This window comes from Pseudomonas sp. GW822-FHT06D10 (assembly GCF_058799535.1).
The window spans coordinates 503,930-528,906 of the sequence record NZ_JBXALN010000003.1 but is presented as its reverse complement, the minus strand read 5'-3'; the positions used below and the strand labels follow the sequence as shown (position 1 = coordinate 528,906).

The window sequence follows — 24,977 nt, the reverse complement described above, 5'->3', positions numbered from 1 at the left end:
GGCGTGGGGTCAGGCCGGCTCGCTGAAGTCGTAGTGCAGTTCGTTGTCGCGCTGGCTGATGCGCACCCCGGCCAGGGCGCGGCCTTCGAGCATGCGGTTGAGGAACTCGCGGCTCATGTCCGGCAGCAGGCTGTTGGTCAGGATGGCGTCGATCATCCGCCCGCCGCTTTCGGTCTCGGTGCAGCGCGAGACGATCAGGTCGATGACCTCGTCGTCGAAATCGAAATCCACCTTGTGGGTGCTTTCCACGCGCTTCTTGATCCGCCCCAGTTGCAGGCGGGTGATGGCCTTGAGCATCTCGTCGCTCAGCGGGTAGTAGGGAATGGTCACCAGGCGCCCCAGCAGTGCCGGCGGGAAGATCTCCAGCAGTGGCTGGCGCAGGGCCTTGGCGATTTCCTCCGGCTCGGGCACCGCCTGCGGGTTCTTGCAGACGTTGGCGATCAGCTCGGTGCCGGCGTTGGTGGTGAGCAGGATCAGGGTGTTCTTGAAGTCGATCATGCGGCCTTCGCCGTCTTCCATGACGCCCTTGTCGAATACCTGGAAGAAGATCTCGTGCACGTCCGGGTGGGCCTTTTCCACTTCGTCCAGCAGCACCACGCTGTAGGGCTTGCGCCGTACCGCTTCGGTGAGCACGCCACCTTCGCCGTAGCCGACATAGCCCGGCGGGGCGCCCTTGAGGGTGGACACGGTATGGGCTTCCTGGAACTCGCTCATGTTGATGGTGATGACGTTCTGCTCACCGCCATACATGGCTTCGGCCAGGGCCAGGGCGGTTTCGGTCTTGCCCACCCCGGAAGTGCCCGCCAGCATGAACACGCCGATCGGCTTGTTGGGGTTGTCGAGGCCGGCGCGGGAGGTCTGGATGCGCTTGGCGATCATCTGCAGGGCGTGGTCCTGGCCGATGATGCGTTTCTTCAGGTGCTGGTCCAGGTTGAGCACGGTTTCCAGCTCGTTGCGGGCCATGCGCCCCACTGGAATGCCGGTCCAGTCGGCGACCACCGAGGCCACGGCCTGGTAGTCCACGGTCGGCAGGATCAGCGGGGTCTCGCCTTGCAGGGTGCTGAGGCGCTGTTGCAGGTCCACCAGTTTTTCCCGCAGGCCGTGGCTGTCGTCGCCGACGTCGCTGTCCACCAGGCCGACGTTTTCCCGCAATTGGGCGCGGGTTGCCAGCAGTTCGTCCACCAGGGTCTTCTCTTGTGCCCAGCGGCTTTCCAGCTCGGCCAGGCGCTCGCGCTCGGCAGTCAGGAGGTTCTCGCTGTTGACCTGGCGGTTGCCAATGGCAACGCCGATCGCCTGTTCCCGGGCGATGATCTGCAGCTCGGTTTCCAGGGCCTCGATGCGCCGGCGGCTATCGTCCACCTCGGCCGGCACGGCGTGCAGGCTGATGGCGACGCGGGCGCAAGCGGTATCCAGCAGGCTGACGGATTTGTCCGGCAACTGGCGCGCGGGAATGTAGCGATGGGACAGTTTGACCGAGGCCTCCAGCGCTTCGTCGAGGATCTGCACCTGATGGTGCTGTTCCATGGTCGAGGCCACGCCGCGCATCATCAGCAGCGCCTTGTCTTCCGAAGGTTCGGCTACTTGCACCACCTGGAAGCGCCGGGTCAGGGCCGGGTCTTTCTCGATGTGCTTCTTGTACTCGGCCCAGGTGGTGGCGGCCACGGTGCGCAGGGTGCCACGGGCCAGGGCCGGCTTGAGCAGGTTGGCCGCGTCGCCGGTGCCGGCGGCGCCACCGGCGCCCACCAGGGTGTGGGCTTCGTCGATGAACAGGATGATCGGCTTGGGCGAGGCCTGGACGTCCTCGATGACCTGGCGCAGGCGCTGTTCGAACTCGCCCTTCATGCTGGCGCCGGCCTGCAGCAGGCCGACGTCGAGGCTGCGCAGTTCAACGTCCTTGAGCGCCGGCGGCACGTCGCCGGCGACGATGCGCAGGGCGAAACCTTCCACCACCGCGGTCTTGCCCACCCCGGCTTCACCGGTGAGGATCGGGTTGTTCTGCCGGCGGCGCATGAGGATGTCCACCAGTTGGCGGATCTCTTCGTCACGGCCGACGATGGGGTCGAGCTTGCCGCTGCGGGCCTGTTCGGTGAGGTCGACGGTGAAGCGCTTGAGGGCTTCCTGCTTGCCCAGGGCGCTGGGGGCCATGGCGCCGCTGGCTTCGCCGGGCACCGCACCGGCACTGAAGCCGTCGCTGGCGCTCAGGGCGTTTTCCGGCGAGTCGCCGATGTATTCGTCAAAGCGCTCGCACAGGGTCTCGACCTTGATCTTGTCGAACTCGCGGGACAGCCCCAGCAACGCATGGCGCAGGCTCGGGGTCTTGAGGATGCCGATCACCAGGTAGCCGGTGCGCACCTGGCTTTCGCCGAACATCAGGCTGCCGTAGACCCAACCGCGCTCCACCGCCTCCTCGACGTGGGACGACAGGTCGGTGATCGAGGTCGAGCCCCGGGGCAGGCGGTCCAGGGCCTCGGTCAGGTCCTTGGCCAGGCGCGCCGGCTCCAGGTTGAACTGGCGGATGATGCGGTGCAGGTCCGAGTCCGTAAGTTGCAGCAACTGGTGAAACCAGTGGGCCAGTTCCACATAGGGGTTGCCCCGCAATTTGCAGAAGACCGTGGCGGCTTCGATGGCTTTGTAGGCAACGCTGTTGAGTTTGCCGAACAGCGCCGCGCGACTGATTTCACCCATGCTCTGTGCTCCTTGGTGTACGTGAGGTAGTGGCCAGGTCGGCGTAGTGCCGGGCCAGTATTAGATCCTTGGCATCGCTGCCGGGTTGGCCGAGCCAGGTGTTGAAACCCAGGCGCTGGCGGCCGTTGAGTTGCAGCTTGGGCACTTCGTCCTTGAGCAGGACCAGGTTCAGGTCCCAGTCCAGCTCGAAGCCCAGGTATTCGGCGGCCCAGGCCACCAGTTCCTGGAATTGCTGGCCGTCGGGCAGCATCCCCAGGTAGTCATCCAGTTTCATCGGGCCGAGGCGGATGCGGAACTTGTGCTGGCGGTCCCAGACGTGGCTGCCCAGGCAGAAATCCACCCCCAGCTGATGGGATTGCACCCCGACCCGGCTGCGTTCGGGCAACTCCAGCCACTGGCCGACATATTCCTCGATCTGCACCGGCAGGCCGAAATACTCGCTGATGATCGCCCGCAAGCCGTCCGGGTAGCGGGTCTGGGCCGCCAGGTGGCCGCTGTAGTGCAGCTTGGCGGTGTCGGCTATCAGACCCTGCTTGAGCAGGCTGGGCATGCCCCGGCCCGACAGCGCCGCCAGCCGCGCCGACCAGTAGTCGTCGTCCGGGCGATCGTGGCTCACCGTCGGCCGGGCTTCGGCCCAGGCCCGATAGAACAGGCTCAGCAGGCGGTGGTGGAACACATCGAGAAAGCGCTTGCTGGTGCTGTCGGCGTTGTTGCGCTGGCGCTCGCGCACGTATTCGGTGATGTGCAGCGGCAGCGGCCCGTTGGGCCCGCCGAGGCCGAAGAAGAACTGCTCCAGGCGGGTCGCGGCGCCGTCGCTGCCGGGGGTGACCGAGGCCAGGGTGGCCGGGGCGAAGCTGCAGTCGGCCTGCTGTCCCAGGCGCAGCGGATCGTCCGCCAGGCGCACGGAGTGACCGAAGCGCGGCAGTTGCGGCGACAGGCATTCGATACGCCGCAGGGCCTGGAAGAAGTCGTACTCCCAGGGCTCGGCGTGCATCGCCGTCAGCGTATTCAAAGAGTCGGACGACGTCCGGGCTTGGCTTTCCATCGCATGATCTCGCCGCGTTCGGTGGTACGGATCACCGTCTCGGTAAAACTGTTGATCGACACATAACGTGCCAGGAAGCGCTCGAATACCGCGCCGAGCAGAAACACCCCGGTGCCGCGGAACGCGTTTTCATCGAACTCCAGGGTGATCTCCAGGCCCCGGCCGAAGACGATCGGCCCGGGCATCGGCAGGCGCCGGGTCACCGCCTTGCTGCTGACTTCCCGCAGGCCCTCGATCTGCAACTGCAGGGCCGCGTCGTTGCTGTCGCCGTACAGCCGCAGCAGTTCGCGCAGGGCCGCCGCGCCCTGGCCCTGTTCGCTCAGGGACAGGTAGTTCAGCGACAGCTGGCTGATCAGGCGCCAGGCCTTGCCGTCGTGGGCATGGCTGGGGCGCGGCCGGCTCGGGCCCGCCAGGCAGCGGATGGCCTGTACCGGGGCGCTGTCGGCCAGGGTGAAGTCGGTCTTGCCGTTGCCGGTGTTCATGAACAGTGGCAGGTCGCGGTTGGTGCACAGCGCGCTGACCCCGAGCTGGCGCAGGTCGTGGCGATAGGGCGCCTGCTGGCTGTCCACCAGGCTGACGAAGGATTCGCTGCCGATGTAGGTGGAGCGCGGGCCGTTGCGACGCTGGTCGCTGGACAGCACCCGCGGCTCGCGCCGGACGATGTAGTAGGACTGGTCGCGGCCGTAGCGGGATGGATCGCGCACGGCGTAGAACGGCAGGAACGGCTGTTCCGGGCCGGTGCCGTGGCCGCTGATGGCGGTCAGCGAGTGGACCTCGAAATCCATCGGTCGGGTGCGGTCGGCGATCACATGGTGCTCGTTGACCCGGTCGGACAGGTGGATACGGTCCAGGCGCTTGGGAAACAGGTTGATCGCCGGGGTGCAGAAGGGCACGAACTGAGCGGTGCCGACGCTGCCTTCCAGGCTCTGGTCGAAGCGCTCGAAGAGCACGATCAGCTCCAGCTCCTGGCCGGCGCAGCGCTGGACCGCGCGCCCCAGCTGGGCGAATTCGACGAACAGGAAGCGGTTGGGCAGGGCGAAGTATTCCTGCAGCAGGCGGTAGCCCTGGAAGGCCTGGGGCACCACCGGCAGCGCCGCGTCGCGGTCGTCGAAACCGCGCGAGCGCAGGGCGTCCGGGGGCAGGCGCTCGACCCAGTCGCCGCCCGGGGCCCGGGCGAACACCGCACAGACGTTGCCCAGCAGTTGTTCGTAGAGGCGGAACGGCTGTTCGTCATTGCCGTTCAGGTACAGCGGCAACTCGTCCAGGGCCAGGCTGTTGAACGGCAGTTCGGCGCCGGTGCGCAGGGTCAGGCGCAGCCCGGCTTTGGCCCTGGGCTCGCTGGCGGCCAGGCGCCCGAGCACTGCCGACGGGTTGCCGAAGTATTCGGCCTGGGCCACTTGCAGTGGCCACAGGGTCACCGAGTGCGCGGTGCGGTATTCGCAGCAGGTCTGGGTATCGCGGCCCAGGGCGGCGCGCAGGCTGGTGTCGCGCTCCAGGGTGAAGCCGCTGCTCAGGGAACCTTCGTCGGGATCGGCCTGCAACTGCACCACGGTCATCGACGGGGTCGGTGCCAGGTAGTGCGGGTAGGCGATCTCCAGCAGGTTGTGGGTGAAGGTCGGGTACTCGGCGTCGAGCTTGAGCTGCACCCGGGCAGTCAGGTAGGCGAAGCCCTCCAGCAGGCGCTCGACATAGGGGTCGGCGCAGTCCATGCCCGACAGGGTCAGGCGGCTGGCGATCTTCGGGAATTCCTTGGCGAACTCCGCGGCGCTTTCGCGCACGTGGTGCAGTTCCTGGTTGTACAGCTCCAAGAGGCGCGGGTTCATGAGCGCCTCCGGGAGTCGGCGTGCACCACTCGTACGTGGCCCGATTCCAGGTCCATGTCGGTTTGCAGCAGCAGGCGCAGGGGCATCGGCTGGGCCCAGAGGTCGCCTTCGATCTCGAAGCTCAGGGCGTTGTGGTTCATTTCCCCGGGCGCGGTGCGTGCGCGTACCCGCAGGGTGCTGCGCAGGATGCGCGGCTCAAAGGTGGCGATGGCCTGGTGGATCAGCGCCTCCAGGGCCGGGATATCGATGCTCGAAGCGCTGTACCCGGCCAGGGCCGGCAGGCCGTAGTTGACCACCGAAGTACCGGCGGGTGTGTGCAGGGTGGCGTCGGCTTCCAGCAGGGAAGTGGTGTTGAGCAGCCAGGCCAGGTCGCGCAGTACCGAGGCCTTGAGCTGGCTCAGGGACAGCACGCGTTTGTCCGGGCTTTCTTTCAGGTTGCCGGGTTCATCGTCGGTCAGACGATCCAGCAGGGAGGGTTGCAAGCGATCGCGGGCGGCGATGTCGGTTACCAAGGGGTTCGCTCCAGGATCGGATTGCGCAGGCATGACGTCACGAAAAGGGGCATAACCAAAGACTCACGAGGACGCGGTCCTGGCCAACCGTCCTCGCGTTGCGCCAGGCGCAACGCGAGGGCCGGGCCGGTCGCCGCCACGGGGCGGCGACCGAAGCGGATCAGCGCTTGGTGTTGGAGCGGATGTTCCAGCCGTACTTGATCGGGCCGCCGTCCTTGGTGCCGTCGGCTTTCTGCGGCTGGTACTCGACCATCACCTGAGCGAAGTTCAGGGTGATGTTTTCGGTCAGGCGGTCATCGCTGCCCGAACCGCCGGTGCTCAGCGAAGTGATCAGCACTTCTTCCAGGTCGATGATCATGTACTCGACCTGGCTCTCGCCGCCGGCCTTGCGCACGGTCAGGCGCACCTTGTCGATGTGCTTGCCGCTGGAGCAATGCATCATCAGGTTCGGCGATGCCTTGTCCACGTACTTGGTCAGCGACAGGTCCTGGATGTTCACCTTGCCCGCGCCGCCGCCACCGCCAACGTGCATGTTGCCGGACTGGGACATGCCCCAGCTCCAGTTCAACACGTCGATTTCGTCCTTGTGGGCTTTGTCCATGGACTCGCCCTTGATGTCACCGATCTTGATGAAAATATCAACAGCCATGTTTTCTCCCTGTGTGGCACTTGCCACGATGTTGATTCAGCTTCTGTCGCCGCTGCGCGAGGCCCTGGGGACCTCGCGCGGCCTGTGGCTGCGGCCGCAGGTTTGAGTCGGTTATGGGTTAGGCGCCCTTGGCGGACGGCAGTTTGGATACCAGGCGCAACGACACGGTCAGCCCTTCGAGCTGGTAGTGCGGGCGCAGGAAGAACTTCGAGTTGTAGTAGCCGGGGTTGCCTTCGACTTCCTCGACCACCACCTCTGCCGCGGCCAGTGGGTGCTGGGCCTTGGTGGTTTCGGTGGAGTGCGCCGGGTCACCGTCGACGTAGTTGAGGATCCAGTCCTGCAGCCAGCGCTGCATCTCGTCCTTCTCTTTGAAGGAGCCGATCTTGTCGCGCACGATGCACTTCAAGTAGTGAGCGAAGCGGCAAGTGGCGAACAGGTACGGCAGGCGCGCGGCCAGGTTGGCGTTGGCGGTGGCGTCCGGGTCGTCGTATTCGGCCGGCTTCTGCAGCGACTGGGCGCCGATGAAGGCGGCGAAGTCGGTGTTCTTCTTGTGCAGCAGTGGCATGAAGCCGTTCTTCGCCAGTTCGGCTTCACGACGGTCGGAGATGGCGATCTCGGTCGGGCACTTCATGTCCACGCCACCGTCGTCGGTGGGGAAGGTGTGGGCCGGGAGGTTTTCCACCTCGCCACCGGACTCCACGCCGCGGATCCGCGAGCACCAGCCGAAATGCTTGAACGAACGGTTGATGTTCACGGCCATGGCGTAGGCGGCGTTGGCCCAGGTGTACTTGGAGCTGTCGGCGCCGTCGGTGTTTTCCTCGAAGGCGAAGGCTTCCACCGGGTCGGTCTTGGCGCCGTATGGCAGGCGCGCCAGGAAGCGCGGCATGGTCAGGCCGATGTAGCGCGAGTCTTCCGATTCACGCAGCGAGCGCCAGCCGGCGTATTCCGGGGTGGTGAAGATCTTGGTCAGGTCGCGCGGGTTCGACAGTTCCTGCCACGAGCCCATGCCCATCACGGTCGGCGAAGCCGCGGCGATGAACGGCGAGTGCATGGCGGCGCAAACCTTGGACAGCTCGCCCAGCAGCTCGACATCCGGTGGAGACTGGTCGAAGTAGTAGTCGCCCACCAGGCAGCCGTAAGGCTCGCCGCCGAACTGGCCGTATTCCTCTTCGTACATCTTCTTGAAGAGCGGGCTCTGGTCCCAGGCCGTGCCCTTGAATTTCTTCAGGGTCTTGTGCAGCTCCGGCTTGGAGATGTTGAGCACGCGGATCTTGAGCTGCTCGTCGGTCTCGGTGTTGTTCACCAGGTAGTGCAGGCCGCGCCAGGCGCTTTCCAGCTTCTGGAATTCCGGGTGATGGATCACCTGGTTGACCTGGGCGGTGAGCTTGGCGTCGATGGCGGCGATGATCGACTCGATCGACTTGATGGCGTCGTTGGACACCAGGTCGGTCTGCGCCAGGGCCTGTTCGGCCAGGGTCCGCACCGCGGTTTCCACGGCTTCGCGAGCACGCTCGGTCTTGGGCTTGAATTCCTGCAGCAGCAGCGATGCGAATTCGCTGGCCTGCTCGGTGGCGCCGGGTTGCGCCTGATTGTCACGCATCAATTCGGTCATGATCGTTGGTCCTGATTTACGCGTTCGGCTCGGAGTCAGCAGGCTTTGGCGCACTGGCCAGGGCCTGGAGCAACGCCGGATCCTTGATGGCTTTCATGATGATTTCTTCGGCGCCGGTCTTGCCGTCCATGTAGGTCAGCAGGTTGGCCAGCTGGGTGCGGGCTTCCAGCAACTGGTTCAACGAATCGACCTTGCGCGCCACGGCCGCCGGGCTGAAGTCGTCCATGCTCTCGAAGGTGATGTCCAGGCTCAGGTTGCCTTCGCCGGTCAGTTCGTTGGGCACGTGGAAGGCCACCCGAGGCTGCATGGCCTTGAGGCGCGAGTCGAAGTTATCGACGTCGATTTCCAGGAACTTGCGATCGGCCACGGCCGCCAGGGGCTCCACGGGCTTGCCGGCGAGGTCGGCCATCACGCCCATGACGAAGGGCAGCTGGACCTTTTTCTCGGCGCCGTAGAGTTCGACGTCGTACTCGATCTGCACCCGGGGCGCGCGGTTGCGCGCGATGAACTTTTGAGAACTTTGCTTCGCCACGTTGTGCTCCTGGTCGCTGCTGCGACGGTGTTGGCGTCGGTCGGTGGTTGCCGCTGACGATACTGCTCGGTTGTTCCGGGGTTAGTCGGATTCAGGGCCGCGCAGGTTTTCAAATTGGGACATGCCGTCGGGAATCAGATTGCGCACGATGGCCGCGAAGTCGGCGTTGACCAGGTTCTTGGCCCGGTTGAGCAGCACCGGCAACGGGCTCGAAGGCTCGTGGCGGCTGTAGTAGGCCAGCAGCCGGTCAAGGCTGCGCAGCACGTCTTCGCGGCTGCTGATCTCGCCGGAAATCCGTACCGGGGCTGGCGCTGCGGGCGCACCGGGCTCTTCGGTGGACGGCCCATCGGCGTGTTCCTCGACCGCGTTCTGCGCGCTTTGCGGGGCGTGCTGGCCCAGCACCTGCAGCGCCAGGCGCAGGGGTTGCTTGAGGGCCGTGAGGTCTACACCGCTGGCCGAGCCTACTTGTTCGCTGACCTGTTTCTCGATGCTTTCGGCCGCCGAGCGGGCTGCGCTCAAGGCGCTGCGAATCGCATCCAGGTGCTCGGGGTCGCTGTCTTGCAGGGCGCCGGCCAGGTGGTCGGAGCCCAGGCTCTCGCCGGAAAAGTGCTGCAGGCCGGCGGCGTTCAGCGCGGCTCGCAGGCTCACCGGGCCGAAGGTCCGGGAACGGGTCAGGATGGCTTCGCGGAGCAGGCCGATGGTGGTGTCGGACGCCAGGCCGGCCAGGGCGTTGATACGCACCGTGGGGTCGTTGTCGTCGTCGGCGTCCAGGCGCGGATGCAGGTCCGCCCAGTAATCCCGGAGCAGGCCGTCGATCAGTTCGAGGCTGGTGGCCAGGCCCGGCAGGCCTTCGAGGGCCAGGGTGCTCTGCAGGAGGAAGTGGGTGATGCGCAGGTCTTTGCTGCGCGCCAGCAGGTCTAGGCTCTGTTGCTGGATGCTGCGCCAGTCCGGCGGCTCGGCCGGCAGGATCGAGTCGCCCATGCTGCGCTCGGGCTGGCCCTGTGCGGCCCGCTCCAAGTGCAAGAAATCCGCGTCATATTCCAGGTCTTCGCCACAAGGCGAAGTTGCTGAAACCGCGGCGAGCAACATCGGTACATCCACCTGGTTTGATCTCCCTATCAGCCTGCAGGACAGTCAGGCAATTAATGCACTAGTTTGTTTGTGAACTCGCGCACATTTCTTGGTTTATATGGACTCGTTGATACTAGTGAGCCATCATCCGTGTTCAAGAAGTTGTGCATTTTTGGTGTAGTAGTTGTGCCTTGTCAAGGTAAGCTATTCGCCCCGCATGACAGTGTTATGTCGCCTTATTAGTTCCTTGACCGGCGAGTCAGATCGGGGCGGTACGAAAGGCTTTTGTCATGCGTGTAGTTTAAGTTGAGCGATCATGCTGTGAACGGCGCTGTTTAAAGGATTTTTTGCGGACTTTTCATTTTTTCACGGAACTTTTTTCCCTTCGCCGGTTCGCACGCGGAAGTACAGCAAGGAGGCGCGATGTCGCTGTGTTTGACTATCACTAGTTATCACAAGATTACCCCTGGTCAATGCCCTGAAAAACTAATGGACCAGGGAATGATGGCAATTGGCCGCAGTTCCGATAATGACTGGGTACTTCCTGATCCCGAACGCTTAGTTTCCGCGCGGCACTGTGTCATCCAATACAAGGATGGCCGTTATTATTTGACCGATAACAGTACTAATGGTGTGGAGTTAGTCCGTGCCGGTATTCGTATGCGCCGGGGTAGCAGCGAGCCACTGGAAGATGGCGAGGTTATTCGCATTGGCGATTATGAAATCAGTGCGCGCATCGATTTCAGTCTGAACCGCCCGGGGGCTGAACCCTTTTCCGGGGACAGCTCCAATAGTTTCGAGGCGCTGATGGGGCGTCAGGCGGCGTCGCCGACCCCTATCGAACCGATTTCCATGGCCCCGGTGGCGCACTTCCAGGGTGCCTCGGCCCAGGACACCTTTCCCGATCTGTTCGACTTTCTCGCCCCCAGCGCGACCCCGCCGGCCACCCAGCCGGACCACGTGCCGGCCGAGCAGCACGATTTTCGCCCGCCGACCCCCACTGCGGTGCCCCAGCCCGTGGCACCACCTGAGCCATCGGCGCCCCAGGGCGGGGCGGTGATTCCGGAGGACTGGGACCTGTTCGGCTCGACGCCCGCCAGCCCTGCGCCAGTGCCCAGTGCGCCGCCCGTGGTTGCCCCGCCGGTGGTTGCCGCCGCGCCGATTGCCCACCAGGCCTCGTTCGCGGCAGAACCCGCGCAGCCGCAGCCGCAGCCGCAGCCGATCGCCCAGGCGCCCGTGGCACCGGTGGTTTCCGAAGTGGAGCTGGCTCCTGTTGTCACGCCCGCGCCGGCCCCGGTCGCCCCCCAGGGGGATCTGCTCCAGGCCTTCCTGCGCGGGGCCGGGCTCGATCAACTGCGTATCGAGCCGCAGCAGGCCCAGGCCCAGATGGAAAGCCTGGGTCGCAGCTACCGGTTGATGGTCGAGGGCCTGATCGATGTGTTGCGTGCCCGCAGCAGCCTCAAGGGCGAGTTCCGCATGCAGCAGACGATGATCCGCCCGGTGGAAAACAACCCGCTGAAGTTCGCCCCCAATGTGGACGAGGCCATGCTCCTGCTGCTGCGCCACAGCAACCAGGCATTCATGGCTCCGGATCAGGCCGTGCAGGACAGTTTCGATGACCTGCGGGCCCACCAGCTGGCGGTCATGGCCGGTGTGGAAGCGGCCATCAAGCACCTGCTGGGGCGCTTCGAGCCCACTGAACTGGAAGCCCGCATGGCTCGCCCCGGCGGCCTGGGCAACCTGTTCAGCGGCTCGCGCCAGGCGCAGAACTGGCAGCAGTTCACTGCACTCTACAAACAGATTTCCCAAGAGGCCCAGGACGATTTCCAGGACCTCTTCGGTCGTGAGTTCAGCCGCGCCTATGAAGAACACACCCACCGGCTGCGCCGTTCCTGAGCGCGCCTGGAACACCCGAAAAACACGGATACACGGACAGCTGATACGTCATTGAGGACGCAGGATGATTCAACGATTGCTGACATTGGTTGCCATGCTGGTACTGGCGGCCTGTGCCAAGGACACACCACCTCCCGGCGAACCGGCCAAGGAAGCGCCCGGCGCCACGACTGTGGAGCTGCATTTCCAGGCGGTCAGCGGGCTCAACCCTGGGCCTGATGGCCAGAGCACGCCGGTGCGGGTACGGATCTTCGAGCTGAAGAATCCGGCCACCTTCATGCGCGCCGACTACTTCGCCCTGGCGGAGCGGGCGCCGGCTACCCTCGGCCCGGACCTGATCGACCAGGATGAAGTGCTGGTCAAGCCCGGCGACCAGTTCACCCTCAAGCGCACCCTGGACCCGGCCACCCGTCAGGTCGGCCTGCTGGTGGGCTATCGCGAAGTGGACCAGGCCCTGTGGCGGGTCGGGGTCAACACCGCGCAGCGCCTGAGCAACCAATATCAGATCGTCCTCGACGTCCGCGCGGTCAGCGCCGAGCTCGTGGCATCCCCATCCAGCCCTGCCCAATAGGCAATCGGAGCAACCATGTCCTGGAACAATCGCGTGGTCTGGTCGGAAGGCATGTTCATTGGAACCCAGCACTTCCAGCAGCATGACCGTTACCTGGAAAACCTCATCGACGCCCGCAGCCGCCCGCTGTCGACGGGAGCCTGGGGGTTCTCCGAGCTGCGTATCGATCAGGGCCTGCTGGCCCAGGGCAAGCTGGCCATCGTCAGCGCCCGTGGCCTGCTGCCCGACGGCACGCCGTTCAACATTCCCCATGACGACCTGGCGCCCAGCCCGTTGTGCATCGACGACAACCTGCGTGACGGCCTGGTGTACCTGGCGCTGCCCCTCAAGCGCGCCGGCGCCCGGGACACCGTGGACGAGGGCGAAGAGCTGGGCGGTGCCCGCTACCTGAGCCAGGTGCGCGAGGTGCGTGACGACAACGCACCGTTCGAGAACCGCGCGCCGGTGGCCGTGGGCTCTCGGGCCCTGCGCCTGCTCACCGCCCAGGACGGCCTCAGCGACTACGCCGCCATTGGCGTGGTGCGGGTCAAGGAGAAACGCGCCGACCGTGCTCTGGTGCTGGACGACAGCTACATTCCGCCGGTGCTGGACGTGGCCGCGTCCAAGCCGTTGAGCGCCTTTCGCAGCGAGCTGCTGGGCCTGCTGCACCAGCGCGGCGAGGCCCTGGCCGGGCGCGTGGTGGCATCGGGCGCGGGGGGCGCTTCGGAAATCGCCGACTTCATGCTCCTGCAACTGGTGAACCGCGCCCAGCCCCTGGTCAACCACCTGAGCCAGATCAGCCCGCTGCACCCCGAGCGCCTGTTCAGCGAGCTGGTGAGCCTGGCCGGCGAGTTCTCGACCTTCACCCACAGCGCCCGGCGCCCTGAGCAATACCCGCAGTACCAGCACGATGAGCTGGCCATGAGTTTCGCCCCGGTGATGCAGGCCCTGCGTGAAGCGCTGTCGATGCTGATCGACAGCAAGGCAACGCCGATCCCCATCGTCGAGAAAGCCTACGGCGTACACGTGGCGATGCTGGCCGACCGCACCCTGCTGGAGAACGCCAGCTTCATCCTGGTGGTGCGTGCCGACGTGCCGGGCGAAACCCTGCGCGGGCGCTTCGCCCAGCAGAGCAAGGTGGGTTCGGTGGAGCACATCCGCGACCTGGTCAACCTGCAGCTGCCGGGTATCGGCCTGCTGCCGCTGCCGGTGGCGCCGCGGCAACTGCCGTACCACGCAGGCTCGACCTACTACGAGCTGGACCGTGGCAGCGAGCACTGGAAACAACTGGTTCACTCCGGCGGCTTCGCGTTCCACGTCGCGGGAGAATTCCCGGGCTTGAACCTGGCCTTCTGGGCCATTCGAGGATAAGTCGCGATGCATCCTTTCGACGATTCGCCAGGGCAGCCGTCCCCGCCCAACGACCGTACCCAATTCATGCCGCGCCCCGGTGGCCGTGCTCCCGAGCCCGGGCGCCCGGCTGCTGCGCCCGCGCCGTCGCTGGCCATGCCGGCGGCGCCGCTGCCGGCCGGCCAGGCCCGTGGCCTGAACCCCCTGGAAAGCGCCGCGGGCCCACTGCTGGCCTTGCTCACAAGGCTGCGCAGCACCCTGGCGCACCCGGCGCCGGCCAGCCTGCGGGCGCAACTGCTGGCCTACCTGCGCCAGTTCGAGGAGCGCGCGGAAGCCGCCGGCGTGCCGCGCAACGACGTGCTGCTGGCGCGCTATGCGCTTTGTACTGCCCTGGATGAAGCCGTGCTGAGCACGCCCTGGGGCAGCACCAGCGACTGGGGCAAGCAGAGCCTGCTGATCACCGTGCACAACGAGGCCTGGGGCGGCGAGAAGGTCTTCCAGCTGCTGGAGCACTGCCTGCAAAGCCCGCGCGAGCGCCTGTACCTGCTGGAGCTGTTGTACCTGTGCATGTGCCTGGGTTTCGAAGGCCGCTACCGGGTGATGATCGATGGTCGCAGCCAGCTCGAGGCCCTGCGCGAGCGCACCGCGGCCACCATCCGCAGCGCCCGTGGCGAGCACGAGCGCGAGCTGTCGCCACACTGGCGCGGGGTCACCGTGGCCCGTGACCGGCTGGCCCAGTTCATGCCGCCCTGGGTCGGCATCGCCATCGGCGTGGCCCTGCTCCTGGCGCTGCTGTTCGGCCTGCGCCTGAAACTGGCGGCGGACGCCGAGCCGGTGTTCAAGAACATCCATGCCCTGGGCGAGATCCCGGTGCAGACCCTGGACCGCCCGGTGATCCAGCCGAAGATTGTCGAGCGTCCGCGCCTGGCGGGCTTCCTCGCCGAGGACATCAAGGCCGGGCGGGTGGCGGTGGAAGATGCCGTCGACCGTTCGGTGGTGACCATCCGTGGCGACGAGTTGTTCGCCTCGGCCAGCGCCAGCATCCTCGACGACTACCAGCCGCTGATGCTGCGCATCGCCGACGCCGTGCGCAAGGTCAAGGGCCAGGTGCGGATCACCGGCCACAGCGACAACCGACCGATCGCCACCTTGCGCTTCCCGTCGAACTGGAAGCTGTCCCAGGCGCGCGCCGAATCGGTGCTGCAGATCCTCGCGGCGAAGACTGGCCAGCCGGAGCGCTTCAGCGCCGAAGGCCGCAGCGACACCGAGCCACTGGCAACCAATGCCACCGCCGAAGGGCGGGCACGTAATCGTCGGGTAGAAATCAGCGTATTGGCGGAGGGGGTCGAGTGAAGGCGTTTTTCAGTTTTGTGATTCGCTGGGTGATCCCGCTGCTGGGGCTGATCGCCCTGAGCCTGATCATCTGGTTCATTGGCCCGTTGCTGGAGTTCCTGGTACCGGAAGGCCGGCGTTGGACGCTGATCATTTTCATCTTCGCGCTGTGGATCGGCTACCGGGTGTTTTGCATCATCCAGGCCCGTCGGCATGCGGCCAAGGTCTTGCAGAGCCTGGCCGCCGACACCCCGCCGGACCCGGACAGCGTGGCCACTGCCGAGGAACTGGCCGCCCTGCGCCAGCGCATGGACGAAGCCCTGGCGCTGCTGAAGAAGGCCAAGCTCGGCGGTGACGAGCGACGCAATCTCTACGAGCTGCCGTGGTACGTGATCATCGGTCCGCCGGGTTCCGGCAAGACCACCGCACTGGTCAATTCCGGCCTGCATTTCCCCCTGGCCGCCCAGTTGGGCGCCGGTGCCGTACGCGGCGTGGGCGGCACCCGCAACTGCGACTGGTGGTTCACCGACCAGGCCGTGCTGCTCGATACCGCCGGCCGCTACACCACTCAGGACAGCCACGCCACGGTGGACAAGGCAGCCTGGCTGGGCTTTCTCGACCTGCTGAAAACCCAGCGCTCGCGGCGGCCGATCGATGGCGCCTTCGTTGCCATCAGCCTCTCCGACCTGCTGCTCGGCAGCGAAGCGGAGCGCGCTGCCCACGCCGCAGCGATCCGCCTGCGGATCCAGGAGCTGTACACCCAGTTGGGAGTGCGCTTCCCGATCTACCTGATGCTCACCAAGCTCGATCTGGTGCCGGGTTTCATGGAGTTCTTCGACTCCCTGAGCAAGGAAGAGCGGGCGCAGGTCTGGGGCATGACCTTCGCCCTGGACGACGGCAAGAGCGGTGACAGCCCCCTGGCCCACCTGCCGGCGGAACTGGCGGCCCTGGAGCAGCGGCTCAACGAGCGCCTGGTGGAACGCCTGCAGCAGGAACGCGACCCGGCGCGGCGCGACCTGATCTACGGCTTCCCGCAGCAGTTCGCAGCGCTCAAGGAATCCTTGCAGAGCTTCCTGGAAGGGGTGTTCAAGCCCAATGCCTTCGAAGAGCGGGTACTGCTGCGCGGGGTGTACTTCACCAGCGGCACCCAGGAAGGCAGCCCGATCGACCGCCTGATCGGCGCCATGGCCCAGAGCATGAACCTGGACCGCCAGCACCTGGCGCGGCAGACCGGCACCGGGCGCAGCTACTTCATCGAGAAGCTGTTCAGTGCCGTGGCCTTTGCCGAGCGCGGGCTGGTGGGGGTCAACCCCAAGGTCGAGCGCCGGCGCAAATGGATCGCCCGTGGCGCCCTGGCTGGCACCGTAGCCCTGGTGCTGGTGGTCAGCACCTTGTGGATCATCAGCTACAGGGCCAACCAGGCCTACATTGCCCAGGTCGACCAGCGCGTCGGCCCGGTGCGCCAGGACGTGCAGAACCTCAGCCCGGCCCAGCGCGATGTGCTGGCGGTGCTGCCGCTGCTCAACGCCACCCGCCACCTGGCCGGCGACGCACCGGGCTGGGCCGAAGGCCTGGGCCTGTACCAGGGCGACATGCTCGAAGCCGAGTCCGCCAGCGTCTATCGCAAGCTGTTGGTGGCGGTGTTCGCTCCACGGTTGATGACCCGCATCGAAGAGCAACTGCACAGCGGCGGCAACTCGGACTTCCTCTACGAGGGGCTCAAGGCCTACCTGATGCTGGCGGACAGCGAGCACTACGACCCGGACTTCATCAAGGCCTGGATCACCCTGGACTGGGATCACACCCTGGCCCGCGACCTGCCGCCCGAGCAACGCCAGGCCCTGACCGGCCACCTGCAGGCGCTGTTCGAGAAGCATCCGCCCAATGCGCGCCTGGACCAGCGCCTGATCGACGACCTGCGCCGCCAGCTGCAACAGCTGCCGGTGGCCCAGCGGGTGTATGACCGGGTCAAGCGCGCCAAGCTGCCGGACGGCGTGCCGGACTTTCGCCTCAGCGAGGCCGGTGGCCGTGACGCCGCGCTGGTGTTCACCCGCAAGAGCGGCAAGCCGTTGAGCGAGCCCCTGAGCGGGCTGTTCACCGCCAAGGGCTACCGCCAGGGCTTCCTCCTGGCCAGCCTCAACCAGGCAGGCACCCTGGCGGAAGAACAGTGGGTGCTGGGTCGCGATCAGGCCGACCAGCAGAACGTCGCCAGCCTTGCCGCCGACGTGCGCCGCCTGTACTTCCAGGATTACCTGCGCCAGTGGGACGCCCTGCTGGCGGACATCGACTTCGTGCCGATCACCAGCGTGGCCCAGGCCGCCGACGTGCTGCGGATTCTTTCCGGGCCCACTTCGCCGCTGAAGAAGCTGCTGGTGGCCGTGGCCAAGGAAACCGACCTGCAACAGGAAGAACGCCTGCTGGCGGCCCAGGGCCAGAAGGTCGAGGGCGGTGTGGACCAGCTCAAGCAACGCCTGGGTACCCTGCTGGGCCAGGAACAGTCGGCCAACCCGGCTGCCGTGGCCAGCAGCGAAGACCCGGTGAGCGCGCACTTCGCCGAACTCAACAGCCTGGTGAGCAAGGGCGAGGGCGAGCCGGCGGCCATCGACGGCCTGCTGGCGGACATGAACGCCCTGTACGTGCAGGTCAGCGCCATGGTCGGGGCCAGCGGCGACGCGCTGCTGGGCGAGGCCAAGAACCAGGCCAGCGCCGCTGCGGCGCGGGTCAGCCTGACCGCCGAGCGCCAGCCTCCGGTGGTCCAGGGGCTGGTCAAGTCGGTGGTGGGCTCCACCACCAACACCATGATGGGCGGGGTGCGCAACCAGCTGAACGCGGCCTGGGTCAGCGAAGTGGTGAACGTCTATCGCCAGTCCCTGAGCGGCCGTTATCCGATGTCGCCGGGCAGCTCCCGGGACGCGACCCTGGAAGATTTCGGCCAGTTCTTCGGCACCGGCGGGGTGATGGACAACTACTTCCGCAAGTACCTGCAGCCCTACGTCAACACCTCGACCACCACCTGGAGCTGGCAGCCGGGCGCGGCGCAGAAGCTGGGGATTTCCCCAGGCGTGCTGCAGACCTTCCAGCGCGCTTCGAACATTCGCGACGCCTTCTTCCGCTCCAGTGGCGGTACCCAGCCGGCCGTGCGTTTCGAACTCAAGCCGGTGGCGATGGACGCCAATATCAGCCAGTTCCTGCTCGACCTGGACGGCCAGCAACTGAGCTACGACCACGGCCCGAGCCGGCCGGTGGCCATGCAATGGCCCAACCCGGGGAGCATCGGCGTGGTGCGCCTGTCGATCATGCCGCCGTCGCCCACCGGGCGTTCCGGGATCACCCTGGATGGCCCCTGGGCCTGGTTCCGCCTGCTGGAGCAGTCGGACCTGACCGCCACCAATTCGCCGGACCGCTTCAACCTGCGGCTACGGGTGGACGGTGCGAGCATTTCCTACGAGCTGCGGGCCAGCAGCGCCTTCAACCCGTTCAAGAGCCGGGTGCTCAGTGGCTTCAGCCTGCCGGAGCGGCTATGACGGCGCCCGGCCTGTACGGCAAGTTGGCCAGCCGCGGCGATTTTGTCAGCCGTGGCCTGCCGCAGAGTTTCATCGGCCCCTGGGACAGTTGGCTGGCGGCGGGGCTGCTGGCCAGCCAGAACGCCCTGGGCGAGCAGTGGCTGAACGCCTACCTGATCAGCCCGTTGTGGCGCTTCGCCCTGGCCCCCGGGGTCTGCGGGCCCCAGGCGGTGGTCGGGGTGGTGATGCCGAGCATCGACCGGGTGGGGCGCTATTTCCCCCTGACCGTGGCTGCGCTGCTGGAGCCCGAGGCTGACCTGGCTTCGTTGGTCGGCGGCCCGGAGCAGTGGTTCGAACAGGTGGAAGAGCTGTTGCTGGCGACCCTGGAAGAGGGCGCCAGTTTCGAAGCCCTGGAAGAGGGCTTGCAGGCCCTGGGCGCGCCAAGCCCGGCCAGCCGGATCGAAGGCAGCCACTACGCCGGCCTGCAGCGGTTTTACGTCAGCGATCCACAGGCCCGGGGCGCGGTACTCGCGGCCCAGGCCTGCGCGGGATCGAGTGCTTGGTGGGGGCGCGGTTCGCAGTACATCAGCCCAATGCTGTTGCGCTGCCAGGGCTTGCCGCCGGCCAGTGAATTTGCGCAATTTTTGCTCGGACAAGAGGGTGCCGTCTAAATGCGTTCAGCGCCGCAACTGTCCTACCAGTCCGCCAGCTACAGCCATGTCGGCATGGTGCGGAAAATCAATGAAGACGCCTGGCTCGAAGCCCCGGAGACCGGCCTGTGGCTGGTGGCCGACGGTATGGGCGGGCACGCCGCCGGGGACTATGTCAGCAGCCTGATCGTCGACAGCCTGCGGGCGGTTCCGGCCGCCGACAGCCTGGACGACTATGTCGCCGCGCTGCGCAACGGCCTGGCCGCGGTCAACGCCGCGGTGCGCGAGGAAACCGCCAACCGTGGGGTGACCATGATGGGCAGCACCGTGGTGCTGCTGGCGGTACGCGGGGCCCGGGCCGTGTGCCTGTGGGCCGGCGACAGCCGCCTGTACCGGTTGCGGGACGAACAGCTGGAAGGCATTTCCCGGGACCACAGCTACGTCCAGGACCTGCAGGACAGCGGCCTGCTCAGCGAGGCCGAGGCGCGGGTGCACCCGCGGGCCAACATCGTGACCCGGGCGATTGGCGTCGAGGCCCAGCTGGAGCTGTCCCAGATTGACCTGCAGGTGCAGGACGGCGACACCTTCCTGCTGTGCAGCGACGGCCTGAACAAGACCGCCGAGGACTTTGAGCTGCGTGACGTGCTCAGCCACAGCGAGCCCAATGACGTGGTGCGCAGCCTGATCCACCTGGGCCTGACCCGGGGCGCTCCGGACAACATCACCGCCATCGTGATCAAGGCCGCAGGACACTGACCATGGACATTCTGATTCCCGGCTTTGACATCCAGGGCGAAATTGGCGAAGGCGCCATGGCCAGCGTGTACCTGGCGACCCAGCGTTCCCTGGAACGCAAGGTGGCACTCAAGGTGATGGCCGCGGCGCTGGCCGCCGACCCGAGCTTCTGCGAGCGCTTCCTGCGCGAGGGCAAGACCCTGGCGCGGTTGTCGCACCCGCACACCGTGACCATCCACGACATCGGCAATGTCGGCGAGCTGTACTACATGGCCATGGAGTACCTGCCCAACGGCACCCTGAAAGAGCGCATCGCCGCCGGGCTGACCCCGGAGCAGGGCCTGACCTATATCCGCCAGATCGCCTCGGCCCTGGGCTATGCCCATGCCCAGGGGCTGGTACACCGCGATGTGAAGCCGGCCAACATCCTGTTCCGCGCCGACGGCACCGCGGTGCTCTCGGACTTCGGCATCGCCAAGTCCCTGGACGACCGCACCCAGTTCACCCAGGCCGGTTTTGCCGTGGGCACCCCGAGCTACATGAGCCCCGAACAGGCTCGTGGCCAGGACATCGACGGCCGCGCCGACCTCTATGCCCTGGGGGTGGTGCTGTATGAAATCCTGGTGGGCGAGCTGCCTTACAACGGCACCGACGCGCTGTCCACAGCCCTGGCCCACCTGACCGAGCCGCTGCCGGAGCTGCCGCTGCACCACGGTCGCTACCAGCACATCCTGCGCAAGCTGCTGGCCAAGGACCCGGCCGAGCGCTACCCGGATGCCGCCGCCTTGCTGGCGGCCCTGGACAACCTGCCGGCCGCCACCGCCGAGGTGGAAGCGACGCTGATCCAGCCCTTGCCGCTGCCACCCCAGGCTGCGTCGCAGCCTGTACCTCAGGGCAACGACCTGGCCGGGCTGACCCCGGTGTCCATCGAGATCCCGCAGCAGGCGCCCCGACCGGCGCCGCGCCGCGAGCCGCCCGAGGAGCCGCCTGCGCCGCCGCGCACGGCCAATCTGCCGCCAGCCGGCAGCGGGCCTTCCGAACAGCGGCGCGGCCCGGTGCTGGCCCTGGCCGGCGTCGCTGTGGCGGTGGCCCTGGCAGTGGCGGGCGCCGGTTACTGGTGGCTGTCGGGCGACAGCCCGGCGCCAGAACCCAAGACCGCCTCGACAGCCGGCACCACGCCTGCGGTGGTGGCGCCCCCGGCCAGTCAGCCGGTGGCCGCGGATGTCGACGGCGGCCAGCGACCGCTGCTGATGCCGGGCAAGAAAACCCTGTTCCAGCGGGTGCTGAGCAAGCCAGGGGCGAGTTTCTCCAGTGAGCCTGGGGCTGCGCCGGGCCAGGCGGTGCCGGCGTTCTCGGTGCTCTACGTGTATCAGCGCAAGAACCTCGACGGCCACTCCTGGCTGCGCCTGGGGGCCGCCAGTGACGGTCGCAGCGCCGGCTGGTTGCCGGCCGAACAGGTCAGCGACTGGAAGCAGAGTCTGGTGCTGAAATTCACCGAGCGTTCCGGTCGTGCACCGGTGATGTTCGTGCGTCAGGCCAGCGAGCTGGAGCGTTTGTTGGCGGACCCTGCGGCGGCCAAGAACCTGCTGCTCAAGGCACAGAAGAATCCCCAGGACGAACAGCAGGTGCTGGCCCTGGAACCCAACGCCAGCGCGGTGCCACAGGACCAGTTCTACCTGCTGCCGATCTTCGATTCCAAGGAGAGTTTCGACGAGAACGGCCAGCCGGTGCAGTTGCTCAATGTGGCTTCCATCGACCCGGGCAACAGCCCGCAGAGCATCAGTGACAGTAGCGGCAAGCGCCTGCCGGCCAATACTCCTCCGGCGGCCGGCGATGCCTTCCGCACTGCGGTGGTGCTGGTGGTGGACACCTCGGTGTCGATGCAGCCCTACATCGACCAGGTGCGCGATGTGGTGCACGAGCTGCAAAGCAAGATCGCCCAGCGCGGCGAGCTGGACAGCGTCAGCTTCGGCCTGGTGGGCTTTCGCAACAACACCAGCAAGACCCCGGGCCTGGAGTACGTGACCAAGACCCTGGTGACCCTGGACCAGGGTCGCGATCCCCAGCGCTTCCAGGAGCTGGTGAGCCAGGTCAAGGCCACCAGTGTCTCCAGCCATTCGTTCAACGAAGACGCCTTTGCCGGCGTGATGCAGGCCGTGGAGGGCATGGACTGGAAGGGCTATGGCGGCCGCCTGATCCTGCTGGTCAGCGATGCCGGGGCGCTGCGCAAGAACGACCCTTACAGCCGCACCCAGATGAACGAGGCGGAAGTGCGCCAGGCAGCCCTGGGCAAGCAGATCAAGATCTACGCCCTGCACCTGCGTACCGATGCCGGCAAGAAGAACCACGCCCAGGCGGAAACCCAGTACCGGGTGCTGACCGCCGACGCCAACCCGAAAATCGGCGACCTGTACATTCCGGTGCCCGGCGGCGATGTGGGCAAGTTCGGCGAGCGGGTCGACGAGATCGGCACGGTGTTCGCCGACCTGGTGCATCAGGTGCGCAGCAACCAGAGCCAGGAAGTCCCGGTGCTGGCGGCGGCGCCGAGCATCGCGCAGAAGTCGGCGGCCATCGGCTACGCCATGCACATGGATTTCCTCGGCCGCAAGTCCGCCAGCCAGGCGCCCCAGCTGGTCAGCGCCTGGACCGCCGACCGCGACCTGACCAACCCGGCGCTGCCGGCGTTCCAGGTCTGTGTGATGCTCACCAAGCTGCAACTCAACGACTTGCAGCAGTCGCTGAAACTGATCGTCGACGCGGCGCGCAAGACCCAGACCTCGCCCAAGGATTTCTTCCAGGAAATCGCCAGCGCCAGTGCCTACATGAGCCGCGACCCGTCGGCCCTGCGCAAGGGCGGCAACCTGGCCGACGGCGGCGTGCTGGGGGAATACCTGGAAGGCCTGCCGTACCGCAGCAAGTCGCTGAACATGACCCAGGACCTGTGGCTGTCCCTGAGCGTGGCCGAGCAGGAAGACTTCATCGACGAGCTGGATTCGAAGATCCGCCTCTACGAAACCTTCCATAACGATCTGGCCAACTGGGTGCGCTTCGGTGATGCCGAGCCGGGTGATGCCCTGTACCGCGTTCCGTTGTCGACCCTGCCGTGATGCTCAATCTGGCGCAGGTGCACAAGAGCCGCGGCGAGGGTCGCCAACGCTACAGCCTGGTGATCCCCAGGCTGCAACTGCGTGCCGGTGATCAACTGGCGGTGGTCGGCCCCAGCGGTTGCGGCAAGAGCACGCTGCTGGACCTGCTGGCGCTGGTGCTGGCCCCGGATTCGGCGGCGCGCTTCGAGTTCTCCCCGGCCAGGGATGCCATCGACATTGCCGGGATCTGGCGCGGCGACGGCCACAGCGCGCTGGCGCAGTTGCGCAGCCGGCACCTGGGTTATGTGCTGCAGACCGGCGGCCTGCTGGGCTTTCTCGACGTGCGCGCGAATATCAGCCTGCCCCGGCAGTTGCTGGGGCTGGCGGACGAGGGCATTCCCCGGCGCCTGGCCGAGCGCCTGGAGATCGCCGACCAGCTGCACAAGAAACCCGCCGCGCTGTCGGTGGGCCAGCGCCAGCGGGTCAGCTGCGCCCGGGCCCTGGCCCACAACCCTCAGGTATTGCTGGCGGACGAGCCGACAGCGGCCCTGGACCCCTTGAACGCTCAGCGGGTGATGCAACTGCTGGTGCAGCAGTCGCGGGACCAGGGGGTGTGCTGTGTGATCGCCACCCACGACGAACCCCTGGCCCGGGCCAACGGCTTGCAGGTACGACGCATCGCCTGCCAGCGCGACGCCGATGGCGGAGTCACTGCCACGCTTGGGGAGGCCTGCTGATGCGCGCCTCCCTGACCGCGGCACTGGCCTGGCAGGACTACCGGGCCGACAGCTGGCTGTCGGCCTGTTCGGTGCTGGCCCTGGTGGCGGTGATCGCCCCCTTGCTGGTGCTGTTCGGGCTCAAGTTCGGGCTGGTGAGCAGCCTCACCGAGCGCCTGGAAAAGGACCCGGCGGTGCGCGAGATCATTCCCCTGGGCGGCGGGCGCTTCAGCGCCGACTTCATCGCCCAGTTGGGGCAGCGTCCGGACGTGGCCTTTGCCTTGCCGCGTACCCGGCAGATCGCCGCCACCGCGGACCTGTCCCGGGGCACGGGGGATATCGGCCTGACCGTGGAAATGCTCCCCACCGCGGCCGGCGACCCCTTGCTCGGGCGCTTGCCGGCGCCCCGGGGCATGAGTGGCGTGCTGCTCAGCCGCACCGCCGCCGAGAAGCTTGGGGTGCAGCCGGGGGACTGGTTGCAGGCGACCTTTGGCCGGCAGGTGGCGGGGCGCAGCGAGGTACAGCGGACCCGGGTCCAGGTGGAGGGCGTTCTGCCTCTGGAGGCCTTTGCCCGGGACGCGCTGTTCGCCCCGCTGGCGCTGCTGGAGGCCGCCGAGGATTACCGCGACGGACGCGCTGTGGCGGCCCTGGGCTGGCTCGGAGATGCCCAGGCAACTGCCGGGCAGCGGGTTTACCCGGCGTTTCGCCTGTATGCCCGCGACCTGGGGGATGTCGAGCCATTGCGTCTGTATTTCGCCGAGCGCGGCCTGCTGGTGTCGACCCAGGCCCAGACCATAGCCCAGGTGCAGTCCTTGAGCCGCAACCTGGCCATCGTCTTCTGGGTGATCGCCGGGCTGGCCCTGGCGGGTGCCTTCGCGGCGATCTTCGCCGGGGCCCTGGCGGCGGTGGAGCGCAAGCGCCGGGAGCTGTCGGTGTTGCGCCTGCTGGGGTTTTCCACCGGTGCGCTGCTGCTGTTCGTGGTGGCCCAGGCGCTGTACAGCGCCGGTTTTGCCGCGCTGTTGAGCGGCGCCCTGTATGGCCTGGCCCAGGCCGGGCTGAATCATTTGTTCATGCAGGCGCCCGGCGAATACGCCAGCCACCTGCTGCCGGCCCATTACGGGCTGGCCCTGTTGGCGACGCTGGGCGTCAGTACCCTGGCCGCCGCGCTGGGCGGCTGGCGGGTGTCGCGCATAGAAGCCTGTGAAGGAATTCGCGATGTATAAGTTGATC

At 66.7% G+C, this 24,977-nt stretch carries 18 protein-coding genes; 10 read left to right on the top strand and 8 right to left on the bottom strand.

Annotated elements, in window-relative coordinates:
• Positions 1-9: 9 nt before the first annotated feature.
• From tssH to tssA, 8 genes are all read right to left on the bottom strand, one after another.
• Entirely contained in the window at positions 10-2,685 is a 2,676-nt protein-coding gene (tssH, locus tag AC1RL5_RS12365) for a type VI secretion system ATPase TssH (protein ID WP_011064261.1), read from the bottom strand.
• Positions 2,678-3,730 (bottom strand): type VI secretion system baseplate subunit TssG, encoded by a 1,053-nt coding sequence (tssG, locus tag AC1RL5_RS12360; RefSeq protein WP_011064260.1) that lies wholly within the window; start codon positions 3,728-3,730, stop codon positions 2,678-2,680. The genes tssH and tssG overlap by 8 nt, the downstream gene beginning before the upstream one ends.
• Positions 3,694-5,553: a type VI secretion system baseplate subunit TssF gene (tssF, locus tag AC1RL5_RS12355; RefSeq protein WP_011064259.1), complete on the bottom strand. Its 1,860-nt coding sequence runs from the start codon at positions 5,551-5,553 to the stop codon at positions 3,694-3,696. The genes tssG and tssF overlap by 37 nt, the downstream gene beginning before the upstream one ends.
• Positions 5,550-6,065 (bottom strand): type VI secretion system baseplate subunit TssE, encoded by a 516-nt coding sequence (gene tssE, locus AC1RL5_RS12350; protein WP_011064258.1) that lies wholly within the window; start codon positions 6,063-6,065, stop codon positions 5,550-5,552. The genes tssF and tssE overlap by 4 nt, the downstream gene beginning before the upstream one ends.
• 160 nt (positions 6,066-6,225) lie before the next feature.
• Entirely contained in the window at positions 6,226-6,714 is a 489-nt protein-coding gene (locus tag AC1RL5_RS12345) for an Hcp family type VI secretion system effector (protein WP_011064257.1), read from the bottom strand.
• Between the two features lie 118 nt (positions 6,715-6,832).
• On the bottom strand, positions 6,833-8,326 hold the full coding sequence (gene tssC / locus AC1RL5_RS12340; protein WP_011064256.1) for a type VI secretion system contractile sheath large subunit: 1,494 nt from the start codon (positions 8,324-8,326) through the stop codon (positions 6,833-6,835).
• A 16-nt stretch (positions 8,327-8,342) separates the two neighbouring features.
• The gene (tssB, locus tag AC1RL5_RS12335) at positions 8,343-8,858 is read right to left on the bottom strand and encodes a type VI secretion system contractile sheath small subunit (protein WP_011064255.1); all 516 of its coding nucleotides are present in this window, start codon (positions 8,856-8,858) and stop codon (positions 8,343-8,345) included.
• A gap of 81 nt (positions 8,859-8,939) precedes the next feature.
• Complete coding sequence (gene tssA, locus AC1RL5_RS12330) at positions 8,940-9,959, bottom strand: type VI secretion system protein TssA (protein ID WP_492589317.1); 1,020 nt, start codon at positions 9,957-9,959, stop codon at positions 8,940-8,942.
• Between the two features lie 393 nt (positions 9,960-10,352).
• Here tssA and tagH point away from each other — a divergent pair, with 393 nt between their 5' ends.
• From tagH to AC1RL5_RS12280, 10 genes are all read left to right on the top strand, one after another.
• The gene (gene tagH, locus AC1RL5_RS12325; protein ID WP_103290834.1) at positions 10,353-11,825 is read left to right on the top strand and encodes a type VI secretion system-associated FHA domain protein TagH; all 1,473 of its coding nucleotides are present in this window, start codon (positions 10,353-10,355) and stop codon (positions 11,823-11,825) included.
• Between the two features lie 64 nt (positions 11,826-11,889).
• Positions 11,890-12,396: a type VI secretion system lipoprotein TssJ gene (gene tssJ, locus AC1RL5_RS12320; RefSeq protein ID WP_011064252.1), complete on the top strand. Its 507-nt coding sequence runs from the start codon at positions 11,890-11,892 to the stop codon at positions 12,394-12,396.
• A gap of 15 nt (positions 12,397-12,411) precedes the next feature.
• Complete coding sequence (tssK, locus tag AC1RL5_RS12315) at positions 12,412-13,746, top strand: type VI secretion system baseplate subunit TssK (RefSeq protein ID WP_011064251.1); 1,335 nt, start codon at positions 12,412-12,414, stop codon at positions 13,744-13,746.
• Between the two features lie 6 nt (positions 13,747-13,752).
• Positions 13,753-15,078, top strand: a complete 1,326-nt coding sequence (locus AC1RL5_RS12310) for a DotU family type VI secretion system protein (protein WP_011064250.1) — start codon at positions 13,753-13,755, stop codon at positions 15,076-15,078.
• Positions 15,075-18,581: a type VI secretion system membrane subunit TssM gene (gene tssM, locus AC1RL5_RS12305; protein WP_492589318.1), complete on the top strand. Its 3,507-nt coding sequence runs from the start codon at positions 15,075-15,077 to the stop codon at positions 18,579-18,581. Before AC1RL5_RS12310 ends, tssM begins: the two co-directional genes overlap by 4 nt.
• Positions 18,578-19,231, top strand: a complete 654-nt coding sequence (tagF, locus tag AC1RL5_RS12300; RefSeq protein ID WP_053154571.1) for a type VI secretion system-associated protein TagF — start codon at positions 18,578-18,580, stop codon at positions 19,229-19,231. Before tssM ends, tagF begins: the two co-directional genes overlap by 4 nt.
• Positions 19,232-19,966, top strand: coding sequence for a PP2C family protein-serine/threonine phosphatase (locus tag AC1RL5_RS12295; RefSeq protein ID WP_011064247.1), 735 nt, complete (start codon positions 19,232-19,234; stop codon positions 19,964-19,966). It abuts the gene before it with no gap.
• Positions 19,967-19,968: 2 nt separating this feature from the next.
• Positions 19,969-23,052, top strand: coding sequence for a serine/threonine-protein kinase (locus AC1RL5_RS12290; protein WP_123472614.1), 3,084 nt, complete (start codon positions 19,969-19,971; stop codon positions 23,050-23,052).
• Positions 23,052-23,768, top strand: a complete 717-nt coding sequence (locus tag AC1RL5_RS12285) for an ABC transporter ATP-binding protein (RefSeq protein ID WP_011064245.1) — start codon at positions 23,052-23,054, stop codon at positions 23,766-23,768. The genes AC1RL5_RS12290 and AC1RL5_RS12285 overlap by 1 nt, the downstream gene beginning before the upstream one ends.
• Positions 23,768-24,970 carry an ABC transporter permease gene (locus AC1RL5_RS12280; protein ID WP_015637478.1) on the top strand — a complete coding sequence of 401 codons (1,203 nt, stop codon included), beginning with the start codon at positions 23,768-23,770 and terminating at the stop codon, positions 24,968-24,970. The genes AC1RL5_RS12285 and AC1RL5_RS12280 overlap by 1 nt, the downstream gene beginning before the upstream one ends.
• The last annotated feature ends 7 nt before the right edge of the window (positions 24,971-24,977 follow it).

Bases quoted from the DNA above. Each gene is read 5' to 3' on its own strand.
- tagF (WP_053154571.1), top strand. From the start codon at position 18,578: ATGACGGCGCCCGGCCTGTACGGCAAGTTGGCCAGCCGCGGCGATTTT.
- tssH (WP_011064261.1), bottom strand. From the start codon at position 2,685: ATGGGTGAAATCAGTCGCGCGGCGCTGTTCGGCAAACTCAACAGCGTT.
- tssF (WP_011064259.1), bottom strand. From the start codon at position 5,553: ATGAACCCGCGCCTCTTGGAGCTGTACAACCAGGAACTGCACCACGTG.
- AC1RL5_RS12310 (WP_011064250.1), top strand. From the start codon at position 13,753: ATGCATCCTTTCGACGATTCGCCAGGGCAGCCGTCCCCGCCCAACGAC.
- AC1RL5_RS12345 (WP_011064257.1), bottom strand. From the start codon at position 6,714: ATGGCTGTTGATATTTTCATCAAGATCGGTGACATCAAGGGCGAGTCC.
- tagH (WP_103290834.1), top strand. From the start codon at position 10,353: ATGTCGCTGTGTTTGACTATCACTAGTTATCACAAGATTACCCCTGGT.
- tssC (WP_011064256.1), bottom strand. From the start codon at position 8,326: ATGACCGAATTGATGCGTGACAATCAGGCGCAACCCGGCGCCACCGAG.
- AC1RL5_RS12285 (WP_011064245.1), top strand. From the start codon at position 23,052: ATGCTCAATCTGGCGCAGGTGCACAAGAGCCGCGGCGAGGGTCGCCAA.
- AC1RL5_RS12290 (WP_123472614.1), top strand. From the start codon at position 19,969: ATGGACATTCTGATTCCCGGCTTTGACATCCAGGGCGAAATTGGCGAA.
- AC1RL5_RS12295 (WP_011064247.1), top strand. From the start codon at position 19,232: ATGCGTTCAGCGCCGCAACTGTCCTACCAGTCCGCCAGCTACAGCCAT.
- tssG (WP_011064260.1), bottom strand. From the start codon at position 3,730: ATGGAAAGCCAAGCCCGGACGTCGTCCGACTCTTTGAATACGCTGACG.
- tssJ (WP_011064252.1), top strand. From the start codon at position 11,890: ATGATTCAACGATTGCTGACATTGGTTGCCATGCTGGTACTGGCGGCC.
- tssK (WP_011064251.1), top strand. From the start codon at position 12,412: ATGTCCTGGAACAATCGCGTGGTCTGGTCGGAAGGCATGTTCATTGGA.
- AC1RL5_RS12280 (WP_015637478.1), top strand. From the start codon at position 23,768: ATGCGCGCCTCCCTGACCGCGGCACTGGCCTGGCAGGACTACCGGGCC.